General features: G+C 62.7%; 15 protein-coding genes and 1 tRNA gene. 7 read left to right on the plus strand and 9 right to left on the minus strand.

All coding sequences use genetic code 11. From position 1 onward, the window contains the following. Positions 1-49 precede the first annotated feature (49 nt). Both B0G73_RS09730 and B0G73_RS09735 read left to right on the plus strand, forming a co-directional pair. Positions 50-1393, plus strand: a complete 1344-nt coding sequence (locus B0G73_RS09730; RefSeq protein ID WP_106280164.1) for a hypothetical protein — start codon at positions 50-52, stop codon at positions 1391-1393. 1 nt (position 1394) lies between these two features. Beyond that, entirely contained in the window at positions 1395-1928 is a 534-nt protein-coding gene (locus B0G73_RS09735; RefSeq protein ID WP_106280166.1) for a hypothetical protein, read from the plus strand. Here the strand turns inward: B0G73_RS09735 and B0G73_RS09740 are convergent. The 4 genes from B0G73_RS09740 to B0G73_RS09755 form a co-directional block, all read right to left on the minus strand. Further along, positions 1864-2676: a hypothetical protein gene (locus B0G73_RS09740; RefSeq protein ID WP_106280168.1), complete on the minus strand. Its 813-nt coding sequence runs from the start codon at positions 2674-2676 to the stop codon at positions 1864-1866. The genes B0G73_RS09735 and B0G73_RS09740 overlap by 65 nt on opposite strands. A 203-nt stretch (positions 2677-2879) precedes the next feature. Next, complete coding sequence (locus tag B0G73_RS09745) at positions 2880-4079, minus strand: integrase arm-type DNA-binding domain-containing protein (RefSeq protein WP_106280170.1); 1200 nt, start codon at positions 4077-4079, stop codon at positions 2880-2882. A 167-nt stretch (positions 4080-4246) separates the two neighbouring features. Further along, a tRNA-Arg gene (locus B0G73_RS09750) sits at positions 4247-4321 on the minus strand. Positions 4322-4830: 509 nt separating this feature from the next. Beyond that, entirely contained in the window at positions 4831-5022 is a 192-nt protein-coding gene (locus B0G73_RS09755; protein ID WP_074285028.1) for a rubredoxin, read from the minus strand. Between the two features lie 344 nt (positions 5023-5366). Between B0G73_RS09755 and B0G73_RS09760 the strand changes: the two genes are divergently transcribed. The 5 genes from B0G73_RS09760 to B0G73_RS09780 all read left to right on the plus strand — a co-directional run bounded on the left by B0G73_RS09760 (position 5367) and on the right by B0G73_RS09780 (position 13349). Then, positions 5367-5768: a DUF4399 domain-containing protein gene (locus B0G73_RS09760; protein ID WP_106280172.1), complete on the plus strand. Its 402-nt coding sequence runs from the start codon at positions 5367-5369 to the stop codon at positions 5766-5768. A 180-nt stretch (positions 5769-5948) separates the two neighbouring features. Continuing rightward, a complete protein-coding gene (locus B0G73_RS09765; RefSeq protein ID WP_106280174.1) occupies positions 5949-7895 on the plus strand; it encodes an ATP-binding cassette domain-containing protein in 1947 nt (648 codons plus the stop codon). 353 nt (positions 7896-8248) lie between these two features. Beyond that, complete coding sequence (locus tag B0G73_RS09770) at positions 8249-10234, plus strand: DNA topoisomerase IV subunit B (protein ID WP_106280176.1); 1986 nt, start codon at positions 8249-8251, stop codon at positions 10232-10234. Between the two features lie 80 nt (positions 10235-10314). Further along, positions 10315-12639 (plus strand): DNA topoisomerase IV subunit A, encoded by a 2325-nt coding sequence (gene parC, locus B0G73_RS09775; protein ID WP_106280178.1) that lies wholly within the window; start codon positions 10315-10317, stop codon positions 12637-12639. 251 nt (positions 12640-12890) lie between these two features. Next, positions 12891-13349 carry a CopD family protein gene (locus B0G73_RS09780; protein ID WP_012432243.1) on the plus strand — a complete coding sequence of 153 codons (459 nt, stop codon included), beginning with the start codon at positions 12891-12893 and terminating at the stop codon, positions 13347-13349. Between the two features lie 5 nt (positions 13350-13354). Here the strand turns inward: B0G73_RS09780 and B0G73_RS09785 are convergent, their stop codons facing one another. From B0G73_RS09785 to B0G73_RS09805, 5 genes are all read right to left on the minus strand, one after another. Next, positions 13355-14563 carry a chromate transporter gene (locus B0G73_RS09785; protein WP_106280180.1) on the minus strand — a complete coding sequence of 403 codons (1209 nt, stop codon included), beginning with the start codon at positions 14561-14563 and terminating at the stop codon, positions 13355-13357. Positions 14564-14729: 166 nt separating this feature from the next. Continuing rightward, a complete protein-coding gene (locus B0G73_RS09790; protein WP_106280181.1) occupies positions 14730-17084 on the minus strand; it encodes an EAL domain-containing protein in 2355 nt (784 codons plus the stop codon). A gap of 493 nt (positions 17085-17577) precedes the next feature. After that, positions 17578-18468 carry a PhzF family phenazine biosynthesis protein gene (locus tag B0G73_RS09795; protein ID WP_106280183.1) on the minus strand — a complete coding sequence of 297 codons (891 nt, stop codon included), beginning with the start codon at positions 18466-18468 and terminating at the stop codon, positions 17578-17580. Positions 18469-18648: 180 nt separating this feature from the next. Next, positions 18649-19113 carry a RidA family protein gene (locus B0G73_RS09800; RefSeq protein ID WP_012432248.1) on the minus strand — a complete coding sequence of 155 codons (465 nt, stop codon included), beginning with the start codon at positions 19111-19113 and terminating at the stop codon, positions 18649-18651. Positions 19114-19211: 98 nt separating this feature from the next. Beyond that, positions 19212-20408, minus strand: coding sequence for a PLP-dependent aminotransferase family protein (locus B0G73_RS09805; protein WP_106280185.1), 1197 nt, complete (start codon positions 20406-20408; stop codon positions 19212-19214). Between the last annotated feature and the right edge of the window lie 48 nt (positions 20409-20456).

The raw sequence follows: 20456 nt of genomic DNA on the forward strand, positions 1-20456 counted from the left end.
TGCGCATGTGAGTCTCCAAGGGAGTTACGACAAACATAGCAGGCGAATAATGAGAATTCTAGCAATCGACGTCGGTTCCAACTGTCTGGATTGGCTGATGCGCTGCCAGGACCATGGTCATCAGGTTGCATGGTACGACCAGCCGCGCGCGGACGGCACCGACCGTCACGCCGGCGAAGGCATCGTGCCGAAGATCCGCGATTTCGACGAGTTGCGAAAGAAATGGCTGGGATGGGCGGACCTGATCTACACGCCGGACAACGTGAAGTATCTGACCATGCTCGAACCGTACCGAGCGATGGGCTACCCGATTTACGGTTGCAATCTTGCGGCAGTCGAATGGGAGCTCGACCGGGAAGTGGGACAGAAGATCATGGAAGAGTGCGGCATGCGCATCATCCCGGGCAAAACGTTCCACGATTACGACTCCGCGATCGCTTACGTGAAGAAGGAGTGCAAGCCGTTCGTTTCCAAACCCTCCGGCGACGGCGAGCGCGCCATGTCGTATGTGTCGAACAGCGCGGCGGACATGGTCTACATGCTCAGCCGCTGGAAGAGGATCGACAAATACCGCGCCGCGGCGCGCGCGGACGGCTTCATCATGCAGGAGAAGATCGACGGCATTGAGATGGCCGTGGGCGGCTTCTTCGGCCCCGACGGCTGGTCGAAGGTCTGGATCGAGAATTGGGAAAACAAGAAGCTGATGAACGGCGACCTCGGCGTGAACACTGGCGAGATGGGCACGACTGTGCGCGCGGTGCGCCGGTCGAAACTGGCCGACGAGGTGCTGGTGCCGGCAACGGAACATCTGAAGCGGATCGGCTATGTCGGTTACGTGGACGTGAACTGCATGATCCCGACCGACGGCAAGGGGCCATTCCCGCTTGAGTGGACGATGCGCGACGGCTGGCCGATCCGGCACAACCTGACCGCGCTGATCGAAGGCGATCCTGCTCAGTGGATGAAAGACAAGATCGACGGGCGCGATACGCTGAAGATTCGCATGGACGAGGTGTGCATTTCGGTGCTGATGGCGCTGCCTGATTTCCCTTATTCGAAGATCACGAACAAGGAGTTGTGCGGCATCCCGATCTACGGCGCCGAGGATATGGAGCACCTGCATTTTTCGGAGGTCATGATGGGCACGGCGCCACGCGAAGTGAACGGGAAGATCGTGGATCTGCCGGGCCCGGTGACGGCCGGCGATTACGTGCTGATTGCCACAGGTACCGGCGAGACGATCACCGGCGCACGCCGCTCGGCATATAGCGCGATCAAGAAGGTCAAGATTCCGAACAGCCCGTTCTATCGAACCGACATCGGGGTCGGTCGGCTGAAGAAGCAGTTGCCTGATCTTCAGCGCATGGGCTATGCGAAAGGTTTGAGCTACTGATATGAAACGAGCCAAACGGGCCGGACTGATCTCCGAACAGTCCATCAAGGAAGCGCTAACCGAAGCGAAGGGAGACATCTTCCTCGCATCGACGACACTCGATTGCACGGCGCGTGAGTTAGACGGCTATGTCCGTGCCTCGGCGGAACTCCAGCAATTTGCGGCTGCAATCGAGAAGGTCAAGATCGACCCTGCGTACTCGCGCATGAGCGTCGAGCAGTTCGAGAACCGCCTGGCGGATCTGAGCCTCGCGTACAAGGTGGTTGGCATCGAAGAGTTGCATGATCTGGCCACTATGGATCACGGAGACAGCGCTGCAATGGCGAAGGTCAAGCTGCAAGCGGCTATCGCGCTTCGTGGCGGTCATCTGCAGGTTGCCGGCGACCGCGAGATCGAACATGCTCTTTCCGAGTTGAATCAGCTGTACCACCAGAACGCTCCGCGCATCAAAGAGATCCGGCAAACCACGATCAAGCTTGAAGATGGTCGGGAAGCGACTGAACGAGTGATCGAACTGCGGCCAGATCAGCAATAGCGTCCGCTCGTTTCTTTTCGAGGCGCGACCAATCCGGGTCGGCGGTCGGATAGCACTGGTACTTCTCGAGCGCAATGTGTCCGAGTCTCGCCATCTCCTTGACCGCTGCTCGATGTCCGGCTTCGCGAACAACCTTCTTGCTGGCGCTGCGACCCGCGCCCACCCATTCCCAGGCAGCTTGGAAGCCGGCGAATTCCGGCTGCAATCGCGGCTTCATCACCCATTCTTCGGCCGGCTTCAGGCTATTTCGCATGTACATCACATGCTGTCTGGGCAAATCGGCGGCTTCCGCCAGTTCGGCATCCGTCATCCGCGCGCCGCGACAAAACCTCCACAGATGCTGCAACTGCTCGACGGCCGGCGTACGCAGATCAATGCATTGCTCGTGCACGCGCCACGTGTGCGGGCGCGGAATGACCGTGTATTCAGCAATGTGCTGGCTGGACCGCACGATCCGCTGCATCGTCATCGGGCATTCGACGAAAACGAGAACATCGGCGGGGCCGGACTTATCCGAGAACGCGTATTCATCAATCAGCACGCCGCCGTTCTTCCGCCAGTTGGCGTGCTGCCCGTGCGTGGCGGTCTTCCAGAATCCCCACTGATACACAGGCAGGTCGGCAATGAGGATAGACCTGAAAAACACCGGCTTGATCGTGGTGTATCCGCGGTTCACCAGAACGTGGGTGAAGTCGACGTGAGCGCGGCGGACTGAGGTGGCGATATCGCTTGTCGCAAACAATTTCATCGCGGCGCAGAAACACGGTGAATGTGTGCGGTCGGGCTGTTTGTGGCGCGGGGGCCCAGGGACGCCGCGTCGAAGCCGCGTGCGCACAGAGGCAATACTTGCGACAGCATGGCAATCATCCGCATGGCCGACCTCACGGGTGGAGCAACTTCGGAATGCTCCAATTTTTTCTTGTCGTTGTAACCGTGGGCGGCCGATAGGCTTCAGCGCTTGTCGTCGAGGTAGTCAGCCCATCGCTGCATCATCTGGCGCCGCTCCGGCAAGTACTCCGCGTGGACGTAGGCGGCCGTGACCTGGTTACGCTCAGCGTGTGCCAGTTGGCGATCGACGACGTCGCGGCTGTAGCCGAGTTCGCGCAAGACAGTGGCGGCGAGTCCCCGAAAGCCGTGGCCGGTCATGCGTGACTTGTAGCCCATGCGATACAGCGCAAATAGCATCGTGTTGTTGGAAATGGGACCGCGGCTACGGCCCTGCACGCCGTAAAACACATGTTTCTCGGCGCCGTTCAACTTCCGCAACTCCTCGAGCACTTCAAGCGCCTGCCGCGACAGTGGCACGATATGCGGATCCCGCATCTTCATGCGCTCGGCGGGAATCCGCCATTCGCGAGCCTTCTCGTCGATCTCGGTCCATTCCGCGTTGATCATCTCGGTCGTGCGGACGAAGGTCAGCGCCATGAAGCGCAACGCGAGACGCGTCACCACGTCGCCCTGATATTCGGCGATGTCCTTCATGAGCTGGGGGATCTCGACCGGCTTGACGCGGGCCATGTGCTTGACGCCGGTCCCTTTCTTCAGCACGGTTTCGGCGTCAATGTCGGCCGCCGGATTGCGCGAGCACCGTCCCGTCATGATTCCGTACTGGAAAACGGCTCGGGAGCGCTGGAGCACCCGCTTGGCCGTCTCGCGTACGCCGCGGGCTTCGATCGCACGCACGATTTCCAGCATGTGAGGTGCTTCAATGTCTCCAATCGGTTTGGCACCGAGTTTCGGGAAAACGTCCACTTCGAGCGAATTGATCACCTTGCCGCCGTAGACTTCTGTCCAGCCAGTCTTCTGTGACTCGAACCACTCGCGGGCCACCGCCTCGAACGAGGACACCGCCTCAAGCGCCCGCGCGCGCTTCACTTCCTTTTTTTCCTCAGACGGGTCTTTACCCGCGGTCAGCAATTGCCGTGCAGCAAGACACGCTTTGCGCGCATCCGCCAGGCTGACTTCGGGGTAGACACCGAACGATGCGAGTTTTTCCTTTCCGTCAAACCGGTACTTCATGCGCCAGTAGCGCGAGCCGTTGGGCATCACCTGGAGATAGAGCCCCTTGCCGTCGGCGAGGCGATAGGGCTGTTCGGCCGCCTTGGCCTTGCGGACTTGAAGCTCGCTCAGAGGCGCGATCTGCTTGGGCATGATGTGGGGGTATCGAATTTGGGGGTATTCGGCGATATCCCCACCGATACCCCCAAAGAATCTGGCTTGTGTTGGAAAGATATGGGCAATGATGGCAGCAAAAAGCCCCGCAGCGCAAGGCTTACGGGGCTTTTATGGGCAAACTTGGAAGGTGTTGGGAGGCTATCTGGTCCCCCTGACAGGAATCGAACCTGTATCTAGCGCTTAGGAGGCACTTGTTCTATCCATTGAACTACAGGGAGATGGATATTTGCAATGGGACGACCGCGCCCTTGATGCTATTGGCTGCGGCCTCATCCCGTGGGCGTTTCCGGCTTTTATGCTTCTTCCTAAATGAAGCGCCGCGACCGCCCGCGAAGCCAGTTTACAGCAGTCTCTGCTACCGTTTCGCTACTGCGTGACCCTGTAGCCGCGAAACGAGGCTTGGCACTGCAACAGTTCGGAACGAAGTAAACATGGCTTCAGTCCTGCCAGTCGGCAGTTGCTGGCGTGCCGCAGTACGCCAGCGAGGGCAGAGTATAACAAAATGCGATTAAATCTAGAGACGCCGCAATAGCCCGGACACGGCGAACACGAGGTCGAGACCGGTGCTCACGGAACAGGGCGGCCACTTCTTCAGATCTAGCCCCGACAAAGCCGTCCCACAAAGCAAACGGCCCAGCAGTCAACGCCTGCTGGGCCGCACGAACCTCCAACGCCTGCAACGAACCAAAACAGCAAAGCAGCGTGCCGGCAATCCGACAAATCCGCCTCAGAACTCCACGACGGCGAACTCAGCCTTGCCCACGTCGCACAGCGGGCATCGCCAGTCATCGGGAATCGCGGCGAAGCGCGTGCCCGGTGCGATGCCTTCCTCGGGCAGGCCTTCTTCCTCGTTGTAGATCCAGCCGCAAATCAGACAGACCCAGCTCTTATATTCAGTCACTTCAATTACTTCGCTCACGACGCACTCTTCTCTAGTTCAATGCAAAACCCGCTCAGTCTGCCCCTTTTCTGGGCACGGCGGCGACCCGCAATATTACCGGAATTCGTCAATCCGGCAGAAAACTCCCGATGCGGCAACGCCACTGAGCGTCCGCGTCAAGGCCGTACCCGCTTCACGAACCCGGTCATACACAGCGTGTATGCTCTGATCCGCAGCTGATCTTTTGGACCGGCGCGCCGGCGCGCCCGGCATGAACTGCGACGATCGGCCTCAGGCTCCTCAGGCCACTCAGGCCACTCAGGCGCCGTCGTCGCCGGCATAGCCCGCGCGTGACTCTCGTTTCCCAAAAAAGGAGAAAAACGATGTTCAAGAACAAATGGTTGGTCGGTGCGGCATTGGCCGGATTGCTCACGGTATCCGCCGCGGCGCAGGCCGCCGGCGTGTCGTTCGTGCAGCCGGCGGACGGCGCGACCGTCAGCAATCCCGTCCACGTGGTGTTCGGCGTCGACGGCATGAAGGTCGCGCCGGCCGGCACGATGACGGAAGGCACGGGCCATCATCATCTGCTGGTGGACGGCAAGCCGCTGCCCAAGGGCGAAGTCATTCCCGCGAACGACAAGTCGCTGCACTTCGGCAAGGGCCAGACCGAAACGGATCTGACGTTGCCGCCGGGCGACCACACGCTGACGCTGCAGTTCGGCGACGGCGCGCATCGGTCGTACGGTCCGGAAATGAGCAAGACCATCACGGTGCATGTGAAGTAAGCCGCCGCGCGACACAGCCGGGCGCGTGCCGACGTGCTCCGGCTTCTCGACCCTGCGCGGCGGGCTTGTTCGCGGTCCGCAAGCCGGCCATTCGATCTATCTCTTCCGGCATACGGGCACCCGCCCGCGCGCCCGGTACAATGGGCAGTTCCGACCCATCGCTGTCTTCTCCAATTCTCCATGTCGCTTTACACCATTACCGGAGCCCAACTGGCGTTCGGTCACGTCGCGTTGCTCGATCACGCGGATTTCTCTCTCGAAGCGGGCGAACGCGTCGGCCTGATCGGCCGCAACGGCGCGGGCAAGTCGTCGCTGCTGAAGATCGTCGCCGACCTGAGCAAACCTGACGACGGCCTCGTCACGCGTCAGCAGGGCCTGACTTCGGTCTATGTGCCGCAGGAGCCGGAGTTCGACACGGACGACACGGTGTTCGACGCGGTCGCCGCCGGCCTCACGCACGCCCGCGCGCTGCTGGACGAATACGACGCGGTCGCCAACCAACTCGCCGACGAGCCGGAAGGCGCGGAGCACGACGCGCTCATGTCGCGCATGAACACGCTGCAATCGTCGCTTGATCATTCGGACGCCTGGAACTGGAGCACGCGCGTGGCAACCACGCTGCAACAGATCGGCCTGAACGGCGAGGCACGGGTGGGCTCGCTGTCGGGCGGCATGCAAAAGCGCGTGGCGCTGGCGCGCGCGCTGGTCGTACAGCCCGACGTGCTGCTGCTCGACGAGCCGACCAATCACCTCGACTTCGACGGCATCCGCTGGCTCGAAGACCTGCTGGTCTCGCTGCGCGCGGGCCTGCTCTTCATTACTCACGATCGCGCATTTCTCGATCGCGTCGCCACGCGCATCGTCGAACTGGATCGCGGGCGTCTGCTCTCGTATCCGGGCAATTTCTCGGCATATCAAACGCGCAAGGCGCAACAGCTCGAAATCGAGCAAGTGGAAGCCGCCAAGTTCGACAAGCTGCTCGCGCAGGAAGAAGTGTGGATCCGCAAGGGCGTCGAGGCGCGCCGCACACGCAGCGTCGGCCGGATCGCGCGGCTCGTGGAGATGCGCAACGAGCGCGCGGAACGCCGCAACGTGCTGGGCAACGTCAAGCTCGACGTCGGTCAGGGCGAGAAGTCCGGCAAGATCGTCGCCGAATTGACCGATGTGACCAAGCGCTACGGCGCGCGCACGGTGGTCGACAGCTTCACGGCTACGGTCATGCGCGGCGACAAGATCGGCTTTGTCGGTCCGAACGGCGCGGGCAAGACCACGCTGCTCAAGATGATCCTCGGCGAATTGGCGCCGGACGAAGGCACGGTGCGCATCGGCACGAATCTGCAGGTCGCGTATTTCGACCAGATGCGCGCGCAGCTCGATCTGGAAAAGAGCCTCGCCGACACCATCAGCCCGGGCAGCGAGTGGGTCGAAGTCAACGGCCAGAAGAAGCACGTCATGAGTTATCTCGGCGACTTCCTGTTCGCGCCGGAACGCGCGCGTTCGCCGGTCAAGTCGCTGTCGGGCGGCGAGCGTAACCGCCTGCTGCTCGCGCGTCTGTTCGCGCGTCCGGCCAACGTGCTGGTGCTCGACGAACCGACCAATGACCTCGACATTCCCACGCTCGAACTGCTCGAAGAGCTGCTCACGGAATATGACGGCACGGTGCTGCTGGTCAGCCACGATCGCGCGTTCCTCGATAACGTCGCGACCTCGGTGATCGCGTCGGAAGGCGGCGGAAAGTGGCGCGAGTACGTCGGCGGCTTCACCGATTGGCAGATCCAGCGCGACCGTTCGCAGCAGATGGCGCTGGACGCACAGAAAGAAGCGGGCAAAGACACGGCCGCGGCCAAAGACACGGCCGCGGCCAAAGACAGTTCCGCGGGCCGCAATGCGCCGCAACGCGCCGTGAAGCTGTCGTTCAAGGAGCAGCGCGAGCTGGATGCGCTGCCGGAAAAAATCGCCGCGCTCGAAGCCGAGCAGAAAACGATAGGCGCACAACTCGAAGACGGCTCCGTGTTCGCCAAAGACGCGCAGGAAGGCACGCGTTTGACAGAGCGCTATGCGGCGATCGACGAAGAACTGCTGATCGCGCTCGAACGCTGGGACGAGCTGGAAAAGCGGCGCAAATGAGGTGCGGGGGCGGCGCGGGATTGGAGCGTGCCACCGCCGTCCCTCATCCAGACGGCCAATCCCGTGCATCGTGAATTGCCGCGCGGATCGAAATCAGTAAAATACCCCGCGAACAGGCTTCCCCGGCGTTCGCACCGGCGTCGACGTTGCCCGCCCCGCCATATGCGGGACAGGCTTCGAGCCGCCGTCGAGCGCGCCAACGGGAAGCCATGCGACAAACAGTTTGCCCGCACGGCGGGCACCCCACCTAACCCCGTTGTTTCGTTTCGCTTTTTTTGAAAACTCAACGCATTGTCCACAGCTTTCTGAACAGGACCTGTGGACAACGATGAACCGACGCATCCGAGTCAACCATGTCTACGAAAAAGCCAAACGCCGCGTATAGCGAAGCGTCGATCAAGGTGTTGAAGGGCCTGGAGCCGGTCAAGCAACGGCCCGGGATGTACACCCGCACCGAGAATCCGCTGCACATCATTCAGGAAGTCATCGACAACGCATCGGACGAGGCCCTCGGCGGCCACGGCCGGCAAATCACCGTGACGCTGCACGCGGACCATTCGGTCTCCGTCGAAGACGACGGCCGCGGCATTCCGTTCGGTCTGCATCCCGAAGAAGGCGTGCCGGTCGTGGAAATCGTGTTCACGCGCCTGCACGCGGGCGGCAAGTTCGATAAGGCCGCCGGCGGCGCGTACACGTTCTCGGGCGGCTTGCACGGTGTCGGCGTGTCCGTCACCAACGCACTGTCCACGCGCCTCGACGTCACCGTGTGGCGCGACGGCAAGATCGCCGAATTGAGTTTCGCCAACGGCGACGTCGCCAAGGAACTCGAAGTGCGGCCCGCCACGAAGGTCGACAAGAAGTCCGGCACACGCGTCACCGCGTGGGCCAATCCCAAGTACTTCGATTCGCCGAACCTGCCGCTCGGCGAACTGCAACGTCTGCTGCGCTCGAAGGCGGTGCTGCTGCCGGGCGTCGAAGTCACGCTGATCAACGAGAAAACCGGCGAACAGCAAACCTGGAAATACGAAGACGGTCTGCGCGGCTATCTGCTCGAAGGCATGAACGGCAGCGATCTGCTGATTCCGCTGTTCGAGGGCGAGCGTTACGCCGAAAACTCCCGCGCGAGCGAAGAGACGTTCGCCGAAGGCGAGGGCGCCGCATGGGTCGTCGCGTGGAGCGAGGAAGGCACGCTCATGCGCGAGTCGTACGTGAACCTGATTCCCACGCCCGCGGGCGGCACGCACGAATCCGGCTTGCGCGACGGTCTGTATCAGGCGGTGAAGAGCTTCGTCGAACTGCATAACCTGCAGCCGAAGGGCGTCAAGCTGCTCGCTGAAGACGTGTTCGCGCGTGTGTCGTTCGTGCTGTCGGCGAAAGTGCTCGATCCGCAATTCCAAGGGCAGATCAAGGAACGCCTGAATAGCCGCGACGCGGTCAAGCTAGTGTCGTCGTTCGCGCGGCCGGCGCTGGAATTATGGCTGAATCAGCACGTCGAGCTCGGCAAGAAACTCGCCGACCTCGTCATCAAGCAGGCGCAGGCGCGCACGCGCGCCGGGCAGAAGGTCGAGAAACGCAAGAGCTCGGGCGTCGCGGTGTTGCCGGGCAAGCTGACCGATTGCGAATCGACGGAAATCGGCCGCAACGAACTGTTCCTCGTCGAGGGCGACTCGGCGGGCGGCTCCGCGAAGATGGGCCGCGACAAGGAATATCAGGCCATTCTGCCGCTGCGCGGCAAGGTGCTGAACACGTGGGAAACCGAACGCGACCGGCTGTTCGCCAATAATGAGGTGCACGACATCTCGGTGGCGATCGGCGTCGATCCGCACAGTCCGGACGACAAGGTCGATCTGTCGAACCTGCGCTACGGCAAGATCTGCATTCTGTCGGACGCTGACGTCGACGGCTCGCACATTCAGGTTCTGCTGCTCACGCTGTTCTTCAAGCATTTCCCGCAACTGATCGAACGCGGACATGTGTGTGTGGCGCGCCCGCCGCTGTTCCGGGTCGACGCGCCCGCGCGCGGCAAGAAGCCGGCGCAGAAGCTGTACGCGCTCGACGAAGGTGAACTCGAAGCGATCCTCGACAAGCTGCGCAAGGACGGCGTGCGCGACACGCAGTGGTCGATCAGCCGTTTCAAGGGCCTCGGCGAAATGAGCGCGGAACAGTTGTGGGACACCACGATGAACCCCGACACGCGGCGCTTGAGCCCGGTGGCGCTCGGCGCACTCGACTACGACGCCACGGTCGCGCGCATGACGATGCTGATGGGCAAGGGCGAAGCGGCATCGCGCCGAAGCTGGCTGGAAGAAAAGGGCAACGAAGTGGAAGCGGATATCTGAGCGAGCGCTTTTGTGGGCATTTTTGCCCGCGCTCTGACTTCGCCTGACAACTTCACGCCAAACACGGATACGGAATCTAGATGGACGACGATAACACTCTCGACCTTTTCACCGAGCCGCCGCCCCCGGAAGGCGACTTTCTCACGCTCGGCAATTACGCGGAACGCGCGTACCTCGACTATGCGGTGAGCGTGGTCAAGGGCCGCGCGTTGCCGGATGTGTGCGACGGCCAGAAGCCGGTGCAGCGCCGCATCCTGTTCGCCATGAACGACATGGGTCTGTCGGACAACGCGAAGCCGGTCAAGTCGGCGCGCGTGGTCGGCGACGTGCTCGGTAAGTATCACCCGCACGGCGACCAGTCCGCGTACGACGCGCTGGTGCGTCTCGCGCAAGACTTCTCGATGCGCTATCCGCTGATCGACGGCCAAGGCAATTTCGGTTCGCGCGACGGCGACGGCGCGGCGGCGATGCGCTACACGGAAGCGCGCCTCACGCCGATCGCGAAACTGCTGCTCGATGAAATCAACGAGGGCACGGTCGATTTCATGCCTAATTACGACGGCTCCTCCGAGGAGCCGCGGCTGTTGCCCGCGCGCTTGCCGTTCGTCTTGCTGAACGGCGCATCGGGTATCGCGGTCGGATTGGCCACGGAAATTCCGTCGCACAATCTGCGCGAAGTCGCGGCTGCGACGGTCGCGATGATCCGCAATCCGAAGATCGAACACGCGGAATTGATGCAGCACATCGCCGGGCCGGATTTCCCGGGCGGCGCGCAAATCATTTCGAGCGACGCCGAGATTTCCGCCGCGTACGAAAGCGGGCGCGGCAGCCTGAAGGTGCGGGCCCGCTGGAAGATCGAGGAACTCGCGCGCGGCCAGTGGCAACTGGTGATCACCGAACTGCCGCCGAACACGGCCGCGCAGAAAGTGCTCGAAGAAATCGAAGAGCAGACCAACCCGAAGATCAAGCTCGGCAAGAAAGCGCTCACGCCCGAACAACTGCAAACCAAGCAGACCATGCTGGCGCTGCTCGATGCCGTGCGCGACGAATCGGGCCGCGACGCGCCGGTGCGTCTCGTGTTCGAGCCGAAGTCGAGCCGTATCGATCAAACCGATTTCGTCAACACGCTGCTTGCGCATACGAGCCTCGAATCGAATGCGTCGCTCAATATGGTCATGGTCGGCGGCGACGGCCGACCGCGTCAGAAGGGCTTGAGCGAAATCCTGCACGAGTGGATCGCGTTCCGCTTCGCCACGGTGACGCGCCGCACGCGGCATCGTTTGAGCAAGGTCGACGACCGGATTCATATTCTCGAAGGCCGGATGATCGTCTTCTTGAATATCGACGAAGTCATCCGCATCATTCGCGAATCCGATGAACCGAAGGTCGCGTTGATGGCCGCGTTCGGCTTGTCCGATCGTCAAGCCGAAGACATTCTTGAAATCCGGCTGCGTCAGTTGGCGCGGCTCGAGAAGATCAAGATCGAGAAGGAACTCGCCGAGCTGAAGGACGAGAAGGCCAAGCTGGAAGAACTGCTCGGCAGCGAATCGGCGATGAAGCGTCTGCTCATCAAGGAAATCGAAGGCGACGCCAAGCAGTACGGCGACGAGCGCCGCACGCTGATCCAGCAGGAAAAACGCGCGACGTTCGAAGCGCGCGTGGTCGACGAGCCGGTGACGGTCGTGGTGTCGCAGAAGGGTTGGGTGCGCGCGTTGAAGGGTCACGGACTCGACGTCGCGGGCTTCACGTTCAAGGCCGGCGACGGGCTCTATGCGGCGTTCCAGTGCCGCACGCCGGACACGCTGGTCGCGTGGGGCAGCAACGGCCGTGTCTATTCGGTCGCGGTGGCGACGCTGCCGGGCGGCCGCGGCGACGGTGTGCCGGTCACGTCGCTGATCGAGCTGGAGTCGGGCAGCCATCTGATGCATTACTACGCGGCGTCCGCGGATCAGGCGTTGCTGCTGGCGTCGAGCAACGGCTTCGGCTTCGTCGCGAAGGTCGGCGACATGGTGAGCCGCGTGAAGGCCGGCAAGTCGTTCATGACGATCGACGCCGGCGCCGTGCCGCTCGCGCCAATGCCGATGCTGCCGGACGCGACGCACATTGCGTGTCTTTCGTCGGGCGGACGTTTGCTGGTGTTCGGCCTCGACGAGATGAAGACTCTCTCGGGCGGCGGCCGCGGCGTCACGCTGATGGCGCTCGACGACAAGGAAACGCTCGTACAGGCGCTCTCTATCAACAACGCGGGCGTCGTGTTGATCGGCACGCGCCGTGGCGGCCGTGTCGATGAAGAGAAGGTGAGTGGCGCCGCGCTCGCGCCGCATATCGGCAAACGGGCGCGCAAGGGCCGCGCGCCTGAGAGCAAGATGAAGCTCGAAGGTATGCGTCCGGTGCTGGCCGCTTAACGAAGTTTGACGTTGGAACGTGGCAAGCGTCTGCTAGCATGCGAGACGCTTGTCGTGCGGAGTGAGAGTACAAAACCGGGGAGCAGCATGGCCATCAAGGTGGACATGCTGCGATAACAACTACAAAAACGGCGCGAAAGCCACGGGCGTCATGGAACTGCGTGCATTGCACGTGGTCGAATGCGCTCAATAGCCGCTTGCTCATAGCACTCGTTATAAGCGGCGTGGCGTCGTCGGGAGAGGAAAACAACATGAACAAGGCTATCGAACTCGCGCTCTTTCTCCATTTGCTCGCGGTTGCCGTGTGGGTAGGTGGGATGGTGTTCGCGCATTTCTGTCTGCGCCCGGCTATTGCCGATCTCTCGCCGCAATTACGCTTGCCGTTGTGGGAATCGGTGTTCGGCCGTTTCTTCAATTGGGTCGCGGCCTCGGTGCTGGTGATTCTCCTCACCGGCGGCTTCCTGCTCATGCAATTCGGCGGCGGCCATGCCACCTGGCCGTTGCATGCCATGGCCGGCCTCGGCATCGTGATGATGCTGATCTTCGGGCACATCCGTTTTGCCGTATTCCCGCGCATCCGCCGCGCGGTGCAGGCGCAAAAATGGCCGGATGGCGCGCGCGCCGTCGGCACGATCCGCCGTCTGGTGCTGATCAATATCGTGCTCGGCGTGGTGACGATCGGCGTTGCGGTGCTGTCGCGCGGTTTTTAAGGCGTCTAGATCAGCGAGCCATACGCGAGCCACAGCCCGCACACCACCGCTACCGTCCCGTACACCAGGTACACCGGCACCTTCAGCTTGGCGAAGCACATGGCGGAGAACAGTGCGGTCAACAGATAGATCGGCTTGAACGGCACATGCGCGGCAATGCGTAGCACGGCCACCGCGAGAAATGCGGTGGTGACGGCGCGCAGGATCCGCATGCCGTGCTCGAAGCGCGGATTGGCCTTTAACTGATGCAGATGCCGCTGCGCCAGCACGACGAGGCACCCCGACGGTACGAACAGCGCGAGCGTGGCAATCAGCGCGCCCACCCAGCCGTCCACCAGATAGCCGAAGAACGGCACCACGTTCAACAGCGGTCCGGGCGAGAGCGGCGACAGCGAAAACGCCAGCGTGAAGTCGTTATCGGAGACGCCGATCGCCGGCGTGACGAACAGCGTCTTGAGCACCGGCAGCGCCGAGAAGCCGCCGCCGAACAACGTCATGCCGGCGCCCGCCAGCCGCGGCCACAGTAGCGCCAGCTCATAGCGATGCGGCAATGGCATCGCGAACAACGCGAGGAAGATGGACAGAGCGCTCAGCATCTGCCAGTCGCCGCGCGCGAACGACACGACGACACGCGCATTGCGCACCGGGCTCACGAACCACCCGGTGCCGAAGGCCGCCCCGAGCATGACGACATAAGCGGCCGGACTGCGCGCATAGAACAGCGCGACGCATCCCAGCACCGCCGCGCCCCATTCGAGCTTGCCGCGCACCAGCGCACGCGTCTGTTTGTACCAGGTGATCGCGATCAGCGTGGCCAGCACGACGCTGAAGTGAGCGAGCAAGGTTTGCGAGGCGGCGGCGCGCACGAACGGCGTGCGGTAGAAGATCGCGAACAGCGTCATCAGCATGAAGAAGGGCAGGACGCTGGCAATGCCCGCAACCCAGGCGCCGGCGCGTCCGCGCAGCGCATGCCCGAGTTGCACGGCGACGTTGCAGCCCACCGGGCCGGGCACCATCCAGGCGAGCGCGATCAGATCGGAGAAGGCGATACGTGAGAGGCGTCCTTCGCGTTCGACATAATGGTTTTCAAGTTGCGCCATGAGCGCGAGGCCGCCCCATGACAACGCGGACAGGCTGAACACGACCCGGAACAGCGTCCATAGCGGTTCCCGTTCGCCTCGTCTGGCAGCATCGTGGCTCGTGATCGTCTGCATGGCGCCAAGAGCGCCCGGTACGCGGGCGCTAGTCCTTTGAGATCATCGTTTAGTGGTCCGACGCGGCCGGCGGGCGGCATCGCGCTGTGATGCAGTAAGCGAGAATGTAGCCGGTTTTGCGGCGCTGCGGGTGACGACCCGCGACGCCGCGCAACGGGCGCCGCGCTCAGGTGTTGGTGCTGGATACGCTGCTGGTGCTGTCCGCTTCGTGCGCGATGCGGCGACCCGTCATGCCGCACACGCCGAAGCGGTCCAGCAGCGCCGCAATCGCGTCCACCGGCACGGGACGCGAGAACAGGAAGCCCTGCGCCTCGATATGACCGAGCGCGGCGAGCCACGCAATCTGCTCTTCGGTCTCCGTGCCTTCGACCACCACCGTGAGGCCGAGCGAACGCGCCAGATTGACGATCGCGGTGACCATCACGCAGACGCTGCGGTCGCCCGGAATTGCCTGGATGAACGAACGGTCCACCTTCAGCGTGTCCACCGAGAAGCGGTTCAGATAGGACAGCGACGAATAGCCGGTGCCGAAATCGTCGAGCGCGATGCGCACGCCGAGGCGCTTCAACGCGAAGATTTTCTCGGAGACCAGTTCGGGATACTCCATCATCGCCGTTTCGGTGATTTCGAGTTCGAGGCGGCGCGCGGAGATGCCGCTCTCCTCAATGGCGTGCGAGATCGTTTCGTACAGGTCGCCGCGCCAGAATTGCACCGCCGAAATGTTCACCGCGAGCGACAGCGTGTCGTAGCCCTGTTGCTGCCACAGCGCGAGTTGCCGGCAGGCGGTCTCGATCACGAAGTCGCCGATCGGCACGATCAGGCCGGTCGATTCCGCAACCGGAATGAACTCGTTGGCCGGAATCAAACCGTGTTGCGGATGATTCCAGCGCACCAATGCCTCGAAGCCGGTAATGCAGCGGCGCGTCAGATCGATCTTCGGCTGATAGGCGAGGAACAGTTGCCCTTCGGCGAGTGCCACGCGCAACTGCTGTTCCCACTTCATCAAGTGATCCGCGCGGTGCGACAGTTGCGGCGAATAAAACTGATAGCAGTTCTTGCCCGCGTCTTTCGCGCTGTACATGGCGAGGTCGGCTTTTTTCAGCAGGTCGATCTCGCTTTCGTTGGCGACCGAGTAGAGCGCAATGCCGATGCTCGCATGCAGCACGAACGAACTGCCGCGCACGTCGAACGGCTTGGCGAACGCTTCGGCCGCGGCTTCGGCAAGCGCGACGGCGCGCTTCTCGACGTCGTCGCCCTTGATCACGACGACGAACTCGTCGCCGCCGATGCGGCTCAGCGCGCCGCCTTCGCCGACCGCGGCGGCGAGCCGCGAGGCCGTCATTTGCAGCACGATGTCTCCGGCGTTGTGACCGAGCGTGTCGTTGACGGTCTTGAAGTTGTCGAGGTCGATAAAGAGAATCGCGAGGCGGCCGAGGTTGGTCTGTTGCGCCACGTCGTGCCGCAGGGTCTGCAGCGTCGCGTAGCGATTACGCAGACCGGTGAGCAGATCGTATTCGACCAGATGCGTCATCTCGCGCTCGCGGCCGAGCAGCTTGCCGATCAGGCCGGTGGCCACGGCGAAGAAACTCAGCATGGCGAACGAGATGAAACCCGCCATCATCAGATAGACGTTGCGCGTGTGGTTGTAGTCGGCGAATTCCTCGGCTTGCGAGAGACCCACCAGCACGCCGAGCGGATAACCGTCGATATGCCGGTACGACACGATGCGCGTGACGTTGTCGATCGAATCGACGTAGGTGCCCGACACATGTTCCGAGTTCGGATACGAGCCGCTCGCCGAGAACACGCCGTTAGCGGTTTCAGTGCTGCCGGTGCGCCGCGCGAGCACGGTGCCGTTGTCCGAGATCACCGCGATCACACCTTCACGGCCGATCGCCGCGTTGTTGTAGAAGTCGGTGGTGAAGTAGCTGGGATCTTCCGAGACCACCACGACACCCGCGAACGAGCCGTCCGGATGATTCAGACGCCGCGTCATCTGCAGGGTCCAGTGGCCGGACACACGGCCGAGCACGGGCTTGCTGATAAACAACTGGTCGTCGTTCTCGTGTTCGTGAACCTTGAAGTGTTCGCGGTCGGACAGGTCGATGCGCTTGGGGTTGAGTTCCGCCGTGTTGGCGATCAGCGTGCCGTGTTCGTCGATCAAGGACACCTGTACCAGCGTCTCGCTTTGCACGACGCCTTTTTCCACCGTGCTCGCCAGATCGAAATGATTCGGCGTTTTCTCGAACTCGAATTTGACGAAGCGGGTGATCTGATCGACCTGGTGAATCGCCTTGACCGTGTGCTGCTCCAGCGCCGCGGAGAGTATTGCAGCAGAGGCCATGGCCTCGCGATACGTGGCTTCTTTCTCGACCGAGAGGCGCGCGAAGATCACGGTCCAAAGCAGGATCAGGACCAATACGCCGAGCGCGGGAATGGCGAGCAACGCACGCCGGCGCGACACTGCGGGGTCGCGGCGGGCTTTGGCATCGCGCTGGTCGGAGAAGCGGGATTGGCTCATCGGGCGGCCCGTGCCTGGGTGCCGGCCGGTTGCAAACGAGCGAACGTCGACTGCGCTGAATTCATGGGTGGCTGCATGGTGACCAAGGTGCCGGAACTGCTGCGCAGAAGAAATAAGCGTGGCGCCGTGCCTGACCATCCGCAGGTCATCGGGTACGTCTTGATATTACTTAATGCCACTGGATTAAGGAAGAGGCCCGGCATCGGGTATACGAGGGCGCGGCCAGATGCCCGTTGCGACGAATTTGGCATCCTGTGCAATCGCTCTCGAGGCCGCCGCATCGCGGTCATATTCGGATATTTCATCGGGATTCGGCGGCGAGGCGCGCCAGCATTCAGGTGTGCCAGGCCTTTAACAGGCCTCTCCCGATGCGAGGCGCATTTAATAGTGCAAACGATGCGGCGTTTTGTGGTCAAGCGCGGCCAGGAAGGGCGAACCCTATGCCGCCTCCTGTTGCGTGCCCGGCGCACGAGTGAGGCAAGGGGCGTGCCGGTCAGGGCAGGCGAAACGTGCCGTCGACAATCGTCACCGACGAGCCGCCAATCCACGTCTTGCCGCGCGCGTCGTCGTAGCGCACCGAGATCTGGCCGGCCCGGCCCAGGGCGGTGCCTTGACGGGCTGAATAGTGCGTGCCCGGGCGCAACCGCTGGGCGCTCAGCAGGCCTGCAAGCGCGGCATTGGCGCTGCCTGTCACCGGGTCTTCGCCGACGCCGAAACCGCCACCGGCCATCAGGCAGCGCACCTCGAAGGTCGCCGGCCCGTTGGCCTCGTGCGGACCATACACAGCGAGGCCGTGCGTACCCGCCGAATGCGCAATGTCGGCGAGCGCGCCGGCATCGGGTGCTAACGCGAGGCATTCACGCGCCGAACTGACGCGCACCACGAGCCACGGCGCACCATTGTCGACCGCGCAGGGCGGCGCGCTGAAATCGATTGCATTGCTACGTAAAGCCGTAGACAGTGCCGCGTAGCGATCCTCGGCAAGCGGCGTGACGCGCGCGAGCGGCGCGGCGAAGGCCCACGCGCCGTCCGAGCCCGGCAGCGCCTCGAGTTCGACGAGTCCCACGCCGCATTGCTGCACGAGCTTGCCGGCCTGCTTCGGCTGATAACCGCTTTCGAGCAACGCGTGCGCGGTGCCGAGCGTCGGATGACCCGCGAACGGCATTTCGCCGAGCTTACTGAAGATGCGCACACGATAGTCGGCGGCCGGGTCGGTCGGTTTTACCAGGAACGTCGTTTCGGACAGATTGGTCCAGTGAGCGATGGCCTGCATCTGAGTCGTATCGAGTGCGTCGGCATCGAACACGACGGCAAGCGGATTGCCTTTGAACGGCACCGACGTGAACACGTCGACTTGTTTGAAACGGACAGTGTGGGCGGGCATCGGGCGCAGTCCAGCGAATCAAACGAATGGATAAGATTGGCGGATTCTATCCGTTGACGACGTAACGATCCACCTCTCACAAATGCAAAACGCGCCGCGGGTGGCTGACACCTCGCGACGCGTTGCTGTCTCGCTGCGCCGGACGGCCGGCGGCTCCGACGGCGTTACTGCGTTACCGCATTACTCGACTTCGGCGATCATCTCGATCTCGACGCACGCGCCGAGCGGAATCTGCGCGACGCCGAACGCCGAGCGCGCATGCTTGCCGCGTTCGCCGAACACGTCCGCGACCAGTTCGGACGCGCCGTTGGTGACCAGATGCTGTTCGGTGAATTCGAGCGTCGAGTTGACGAGACTCATCAGCTTGACGATGCGCGTGACGCGGTTCAGATCGCCGACATGCGCGTGCAGCGTGGCGAGCAGGTCAATGGCGATCGAGCGAGCGGCGGCTTTGCCTTCCTCGGTGGTGAGCGTGGCACCGAGCTTGCCGGTCCACACCTTGCCGTCTTTCTTGGCGATATGTCCGGAGAGATACACCGTGTTGCCGCTTTGCGCGCTCATCACATACGCGGCAGCCGGCGCGCCGGCGGTCGGCAGTTCGATGCCCAGTTCCTTGAGCTTGTCGTACACATTCGTTTGAGCCATGGTGTGTCCTTCGTCAGTAGTGGAATTCCGTGGATGCGGGCCGGGCGAAAATCATGCAAACGGCGCGCATGAAAATCGCCCTCAGCGCGCGGCGGCGTTCAGAGCTTCGCGCGGATCAGCGCGCCGAGACGCGACACGCCTTCGTCGATTTTTGCCGGCGGCACCGTCACGAACGACAGGCGCAGCGTGTTGTGTTGCGGCTCGTTCGCGAAGAACGGACCGCCCGGCACGAACGCGACGTTCTGCGCGACCGCTTCTTCCAGCAGCTTCATGCTGTCGATCTGCGCGGGCAGATTCACCCACACGAACATGCCGCCTTCCGGGCGATTCCAGCTCACGCCTTCCGGCATGTAGCGTTCGAGCGAAGCCAGCATCGCCGCGCATTGATCACGATACAGTTCGCGGATGGTCGGCACGTGCGTGTCGAGGAAGCCGTCCTTGATCACTTCGTACACGATCCGCTGCGTGAAGCTCGGCGTGTGCAGATCAGTCGCTTGCTTGGCTTGCACGAGTTTAAAAATCAACTCTTCGGGCGCGATGATGTAGCCGACCCGCAGGCCCGGCGCCAGCACCTTCGAGAACGAACCGAGATGGACGACGTGGCCCGGCGCCATCGACAGCATGGTGGGCAGCGGTTCGCCGGCGTAGTCAAGCGCGCCGTACGGGTCGTCCTCGATCACCGGGAACGGCGCGGTCTTCGCGAACTCGGCGAGCGCGCGGCGGCGCTCGACCGGCAGACGGCGGCCCGTGGGATTCTGGAAATTGGGTTGCGCGTACAGCAGGCGCGCGCCGGCGGTTAGCTCGGGCGTCAGGCCTTCGGGAACGAGGCCATGTTCGTCGGTCGGCACTTGCACGTAACGCGGCTCGTACATCGAGAACGATTGCAGCGCGCCGAGGTAGGTCGGCGTTTCGACCAGCACCGGGCTGCCCGGGCACACCAGCACCTTGCCGAGCAGGTCGAGCGCCTGCTGCGAGCCGGTCGTGATCAGCACCTGAGTCGGACGGATCTGCGCGCCGTTCACCGAATAGCGCTTCGCGATCCATTCGCGCAGCGGCAGAAAACCTTCGGTCGCGCTGTATTGCAGCGCCGCGGCGGGTTCGTCGCGCAGAATGCGGTCGGACGCGGCGCGCATGCGTTCGGCCGGAAAGGTAGCCGGCGAGGGCAGGCCGCCCGCGAACGAAATGACTTCGGGCCGCTCCGTGACCTTCAGAATCTCGCGAATCGCCGAGCTCGTGAGCTTGCGTGCGCGTTCGGACAACTGCCACGTGGGGGCTTTCAAGTCGCTTTGGTCCATGGTCTCCTCTGCTGGTACTGGAACCGGTCAAAACTTCGATTATCGCGC

Origin of the sequence: Paraburkholderia sp. BL25I1N1 (assembly GCF_003002025.1) — a bacterium.
GTDB lineage: Bacteria > Pseudomonadota > Gammaproteobacteria > Burkholderiales > Burkholderiaceae > Paraburkholderia.

What these genes read in the sequence shown, in the direction of transcription:
- B0G73_RS09730 (WP_106280164.1), top strand. Translation starts at nt 50, where the DNA reads ATGAGAATTCTAGCAATCGACGTCGGTTCCAACTGTCTGGATTGGCTG.
- B0G73_RS09735 (WP_106280166.1), top strand. Translation starts at nt 1,395, where the DNA reads ATGAAACGAGCCAAACGGGCCGGACTGATCTCCGAACAGTCCATCAAG.
- B0G73_RS09740 (WP_106280168.1), bottom strand. Translation starts at nt 2,676, where the DNA reads ATGAAATTGTTTGCGACAAGCGATATCGCCACCTCAGTCCGCCGCGCT.
- B0G73_RS09745 (WP_106280170.1), bottom strand. Translation starts at nt 4,079, where the DNA reads ATGCCCAAGCAGATCGCGCCTCTGAGCGAGCTTCAAGTCCGCAAGGCC.
- B0G73_RS09760 (WP_106280172.1), top strand. Translation starts at nt 5,367, where the DNA reads ATGTTCAAGAACAAATGGTTGGTCGGTGCGGCATTGGCCGGATTGCTC.
- B0G73_RS09765 (WP_106280174.1), top strand. Translation starts at nt 5,949, where the DNA reads ATGTCGCTTTACACCATTACCGGAGCCCAACTGGCGTTCGGTCACGTC.
- B0G73_RS09770 (WP_106280176.1), top strand. Translation starts at nt 8,249, where the DNA reads ATGTCTACGAAAAAGCCAAACGCCGCGTATAGCGAAGCGTCGATCAAG.
- parC (WP_106280178.1), top strand. Translation starts at nt 10,315, where the DNA reads ATGGACGACGATAACACTCTCGACCTTTTCACCGAGCCGCCGCCCCCG.
- B0G73_RS09780 (WP_012432243.1), top strand. Translation starts at nt 12,891, where the DNA reads ATGAACAAGGCTATCGAACTCGCGCTCTTTCTCCATTTGCTCGCGGTT.
- B0G73_RS09785 (WP_106280180.1), bottom strand. Translation starts at nt 14,563, where the DNA reads ATGCAGACGATCACGAGCCACGATGCTGCCAGACGAGGCGAACGGGAA.
- B0G73_RS09790 (WP_106280181.1), bottom strand. Translation starts at nt 17,084, where the DNA reads ATGAGCCAATCCCGCTTCTCCGACCAGCGCGATGCCAAAGCCCGCCGC.
- B0G73_RS09795 (WP_106280183.1), bottom strand. Translation starts at nt 18,468, where the DNA reads ATGCCCGCCCACACTGTCCGTTTCAAACAAGTCGACGTGTTCACGTCG.
- B0G73_RS09800 (WP_012432248.1), bottom strand. Translation starts at nt 19,113, where the DNA reads ATGGCTCAAACGAATGTGTACGACAAGCTCAAGGAACTGGGCATCGAA.
- B0G73_RS09805 (WP_106280185.1), bottom strand. Translation starts at nt 20,408, where the DNA reads ATGGACCAAAGCGACTTGAAAGCCCCCACGTGGCAGTTGTCCGAACGC.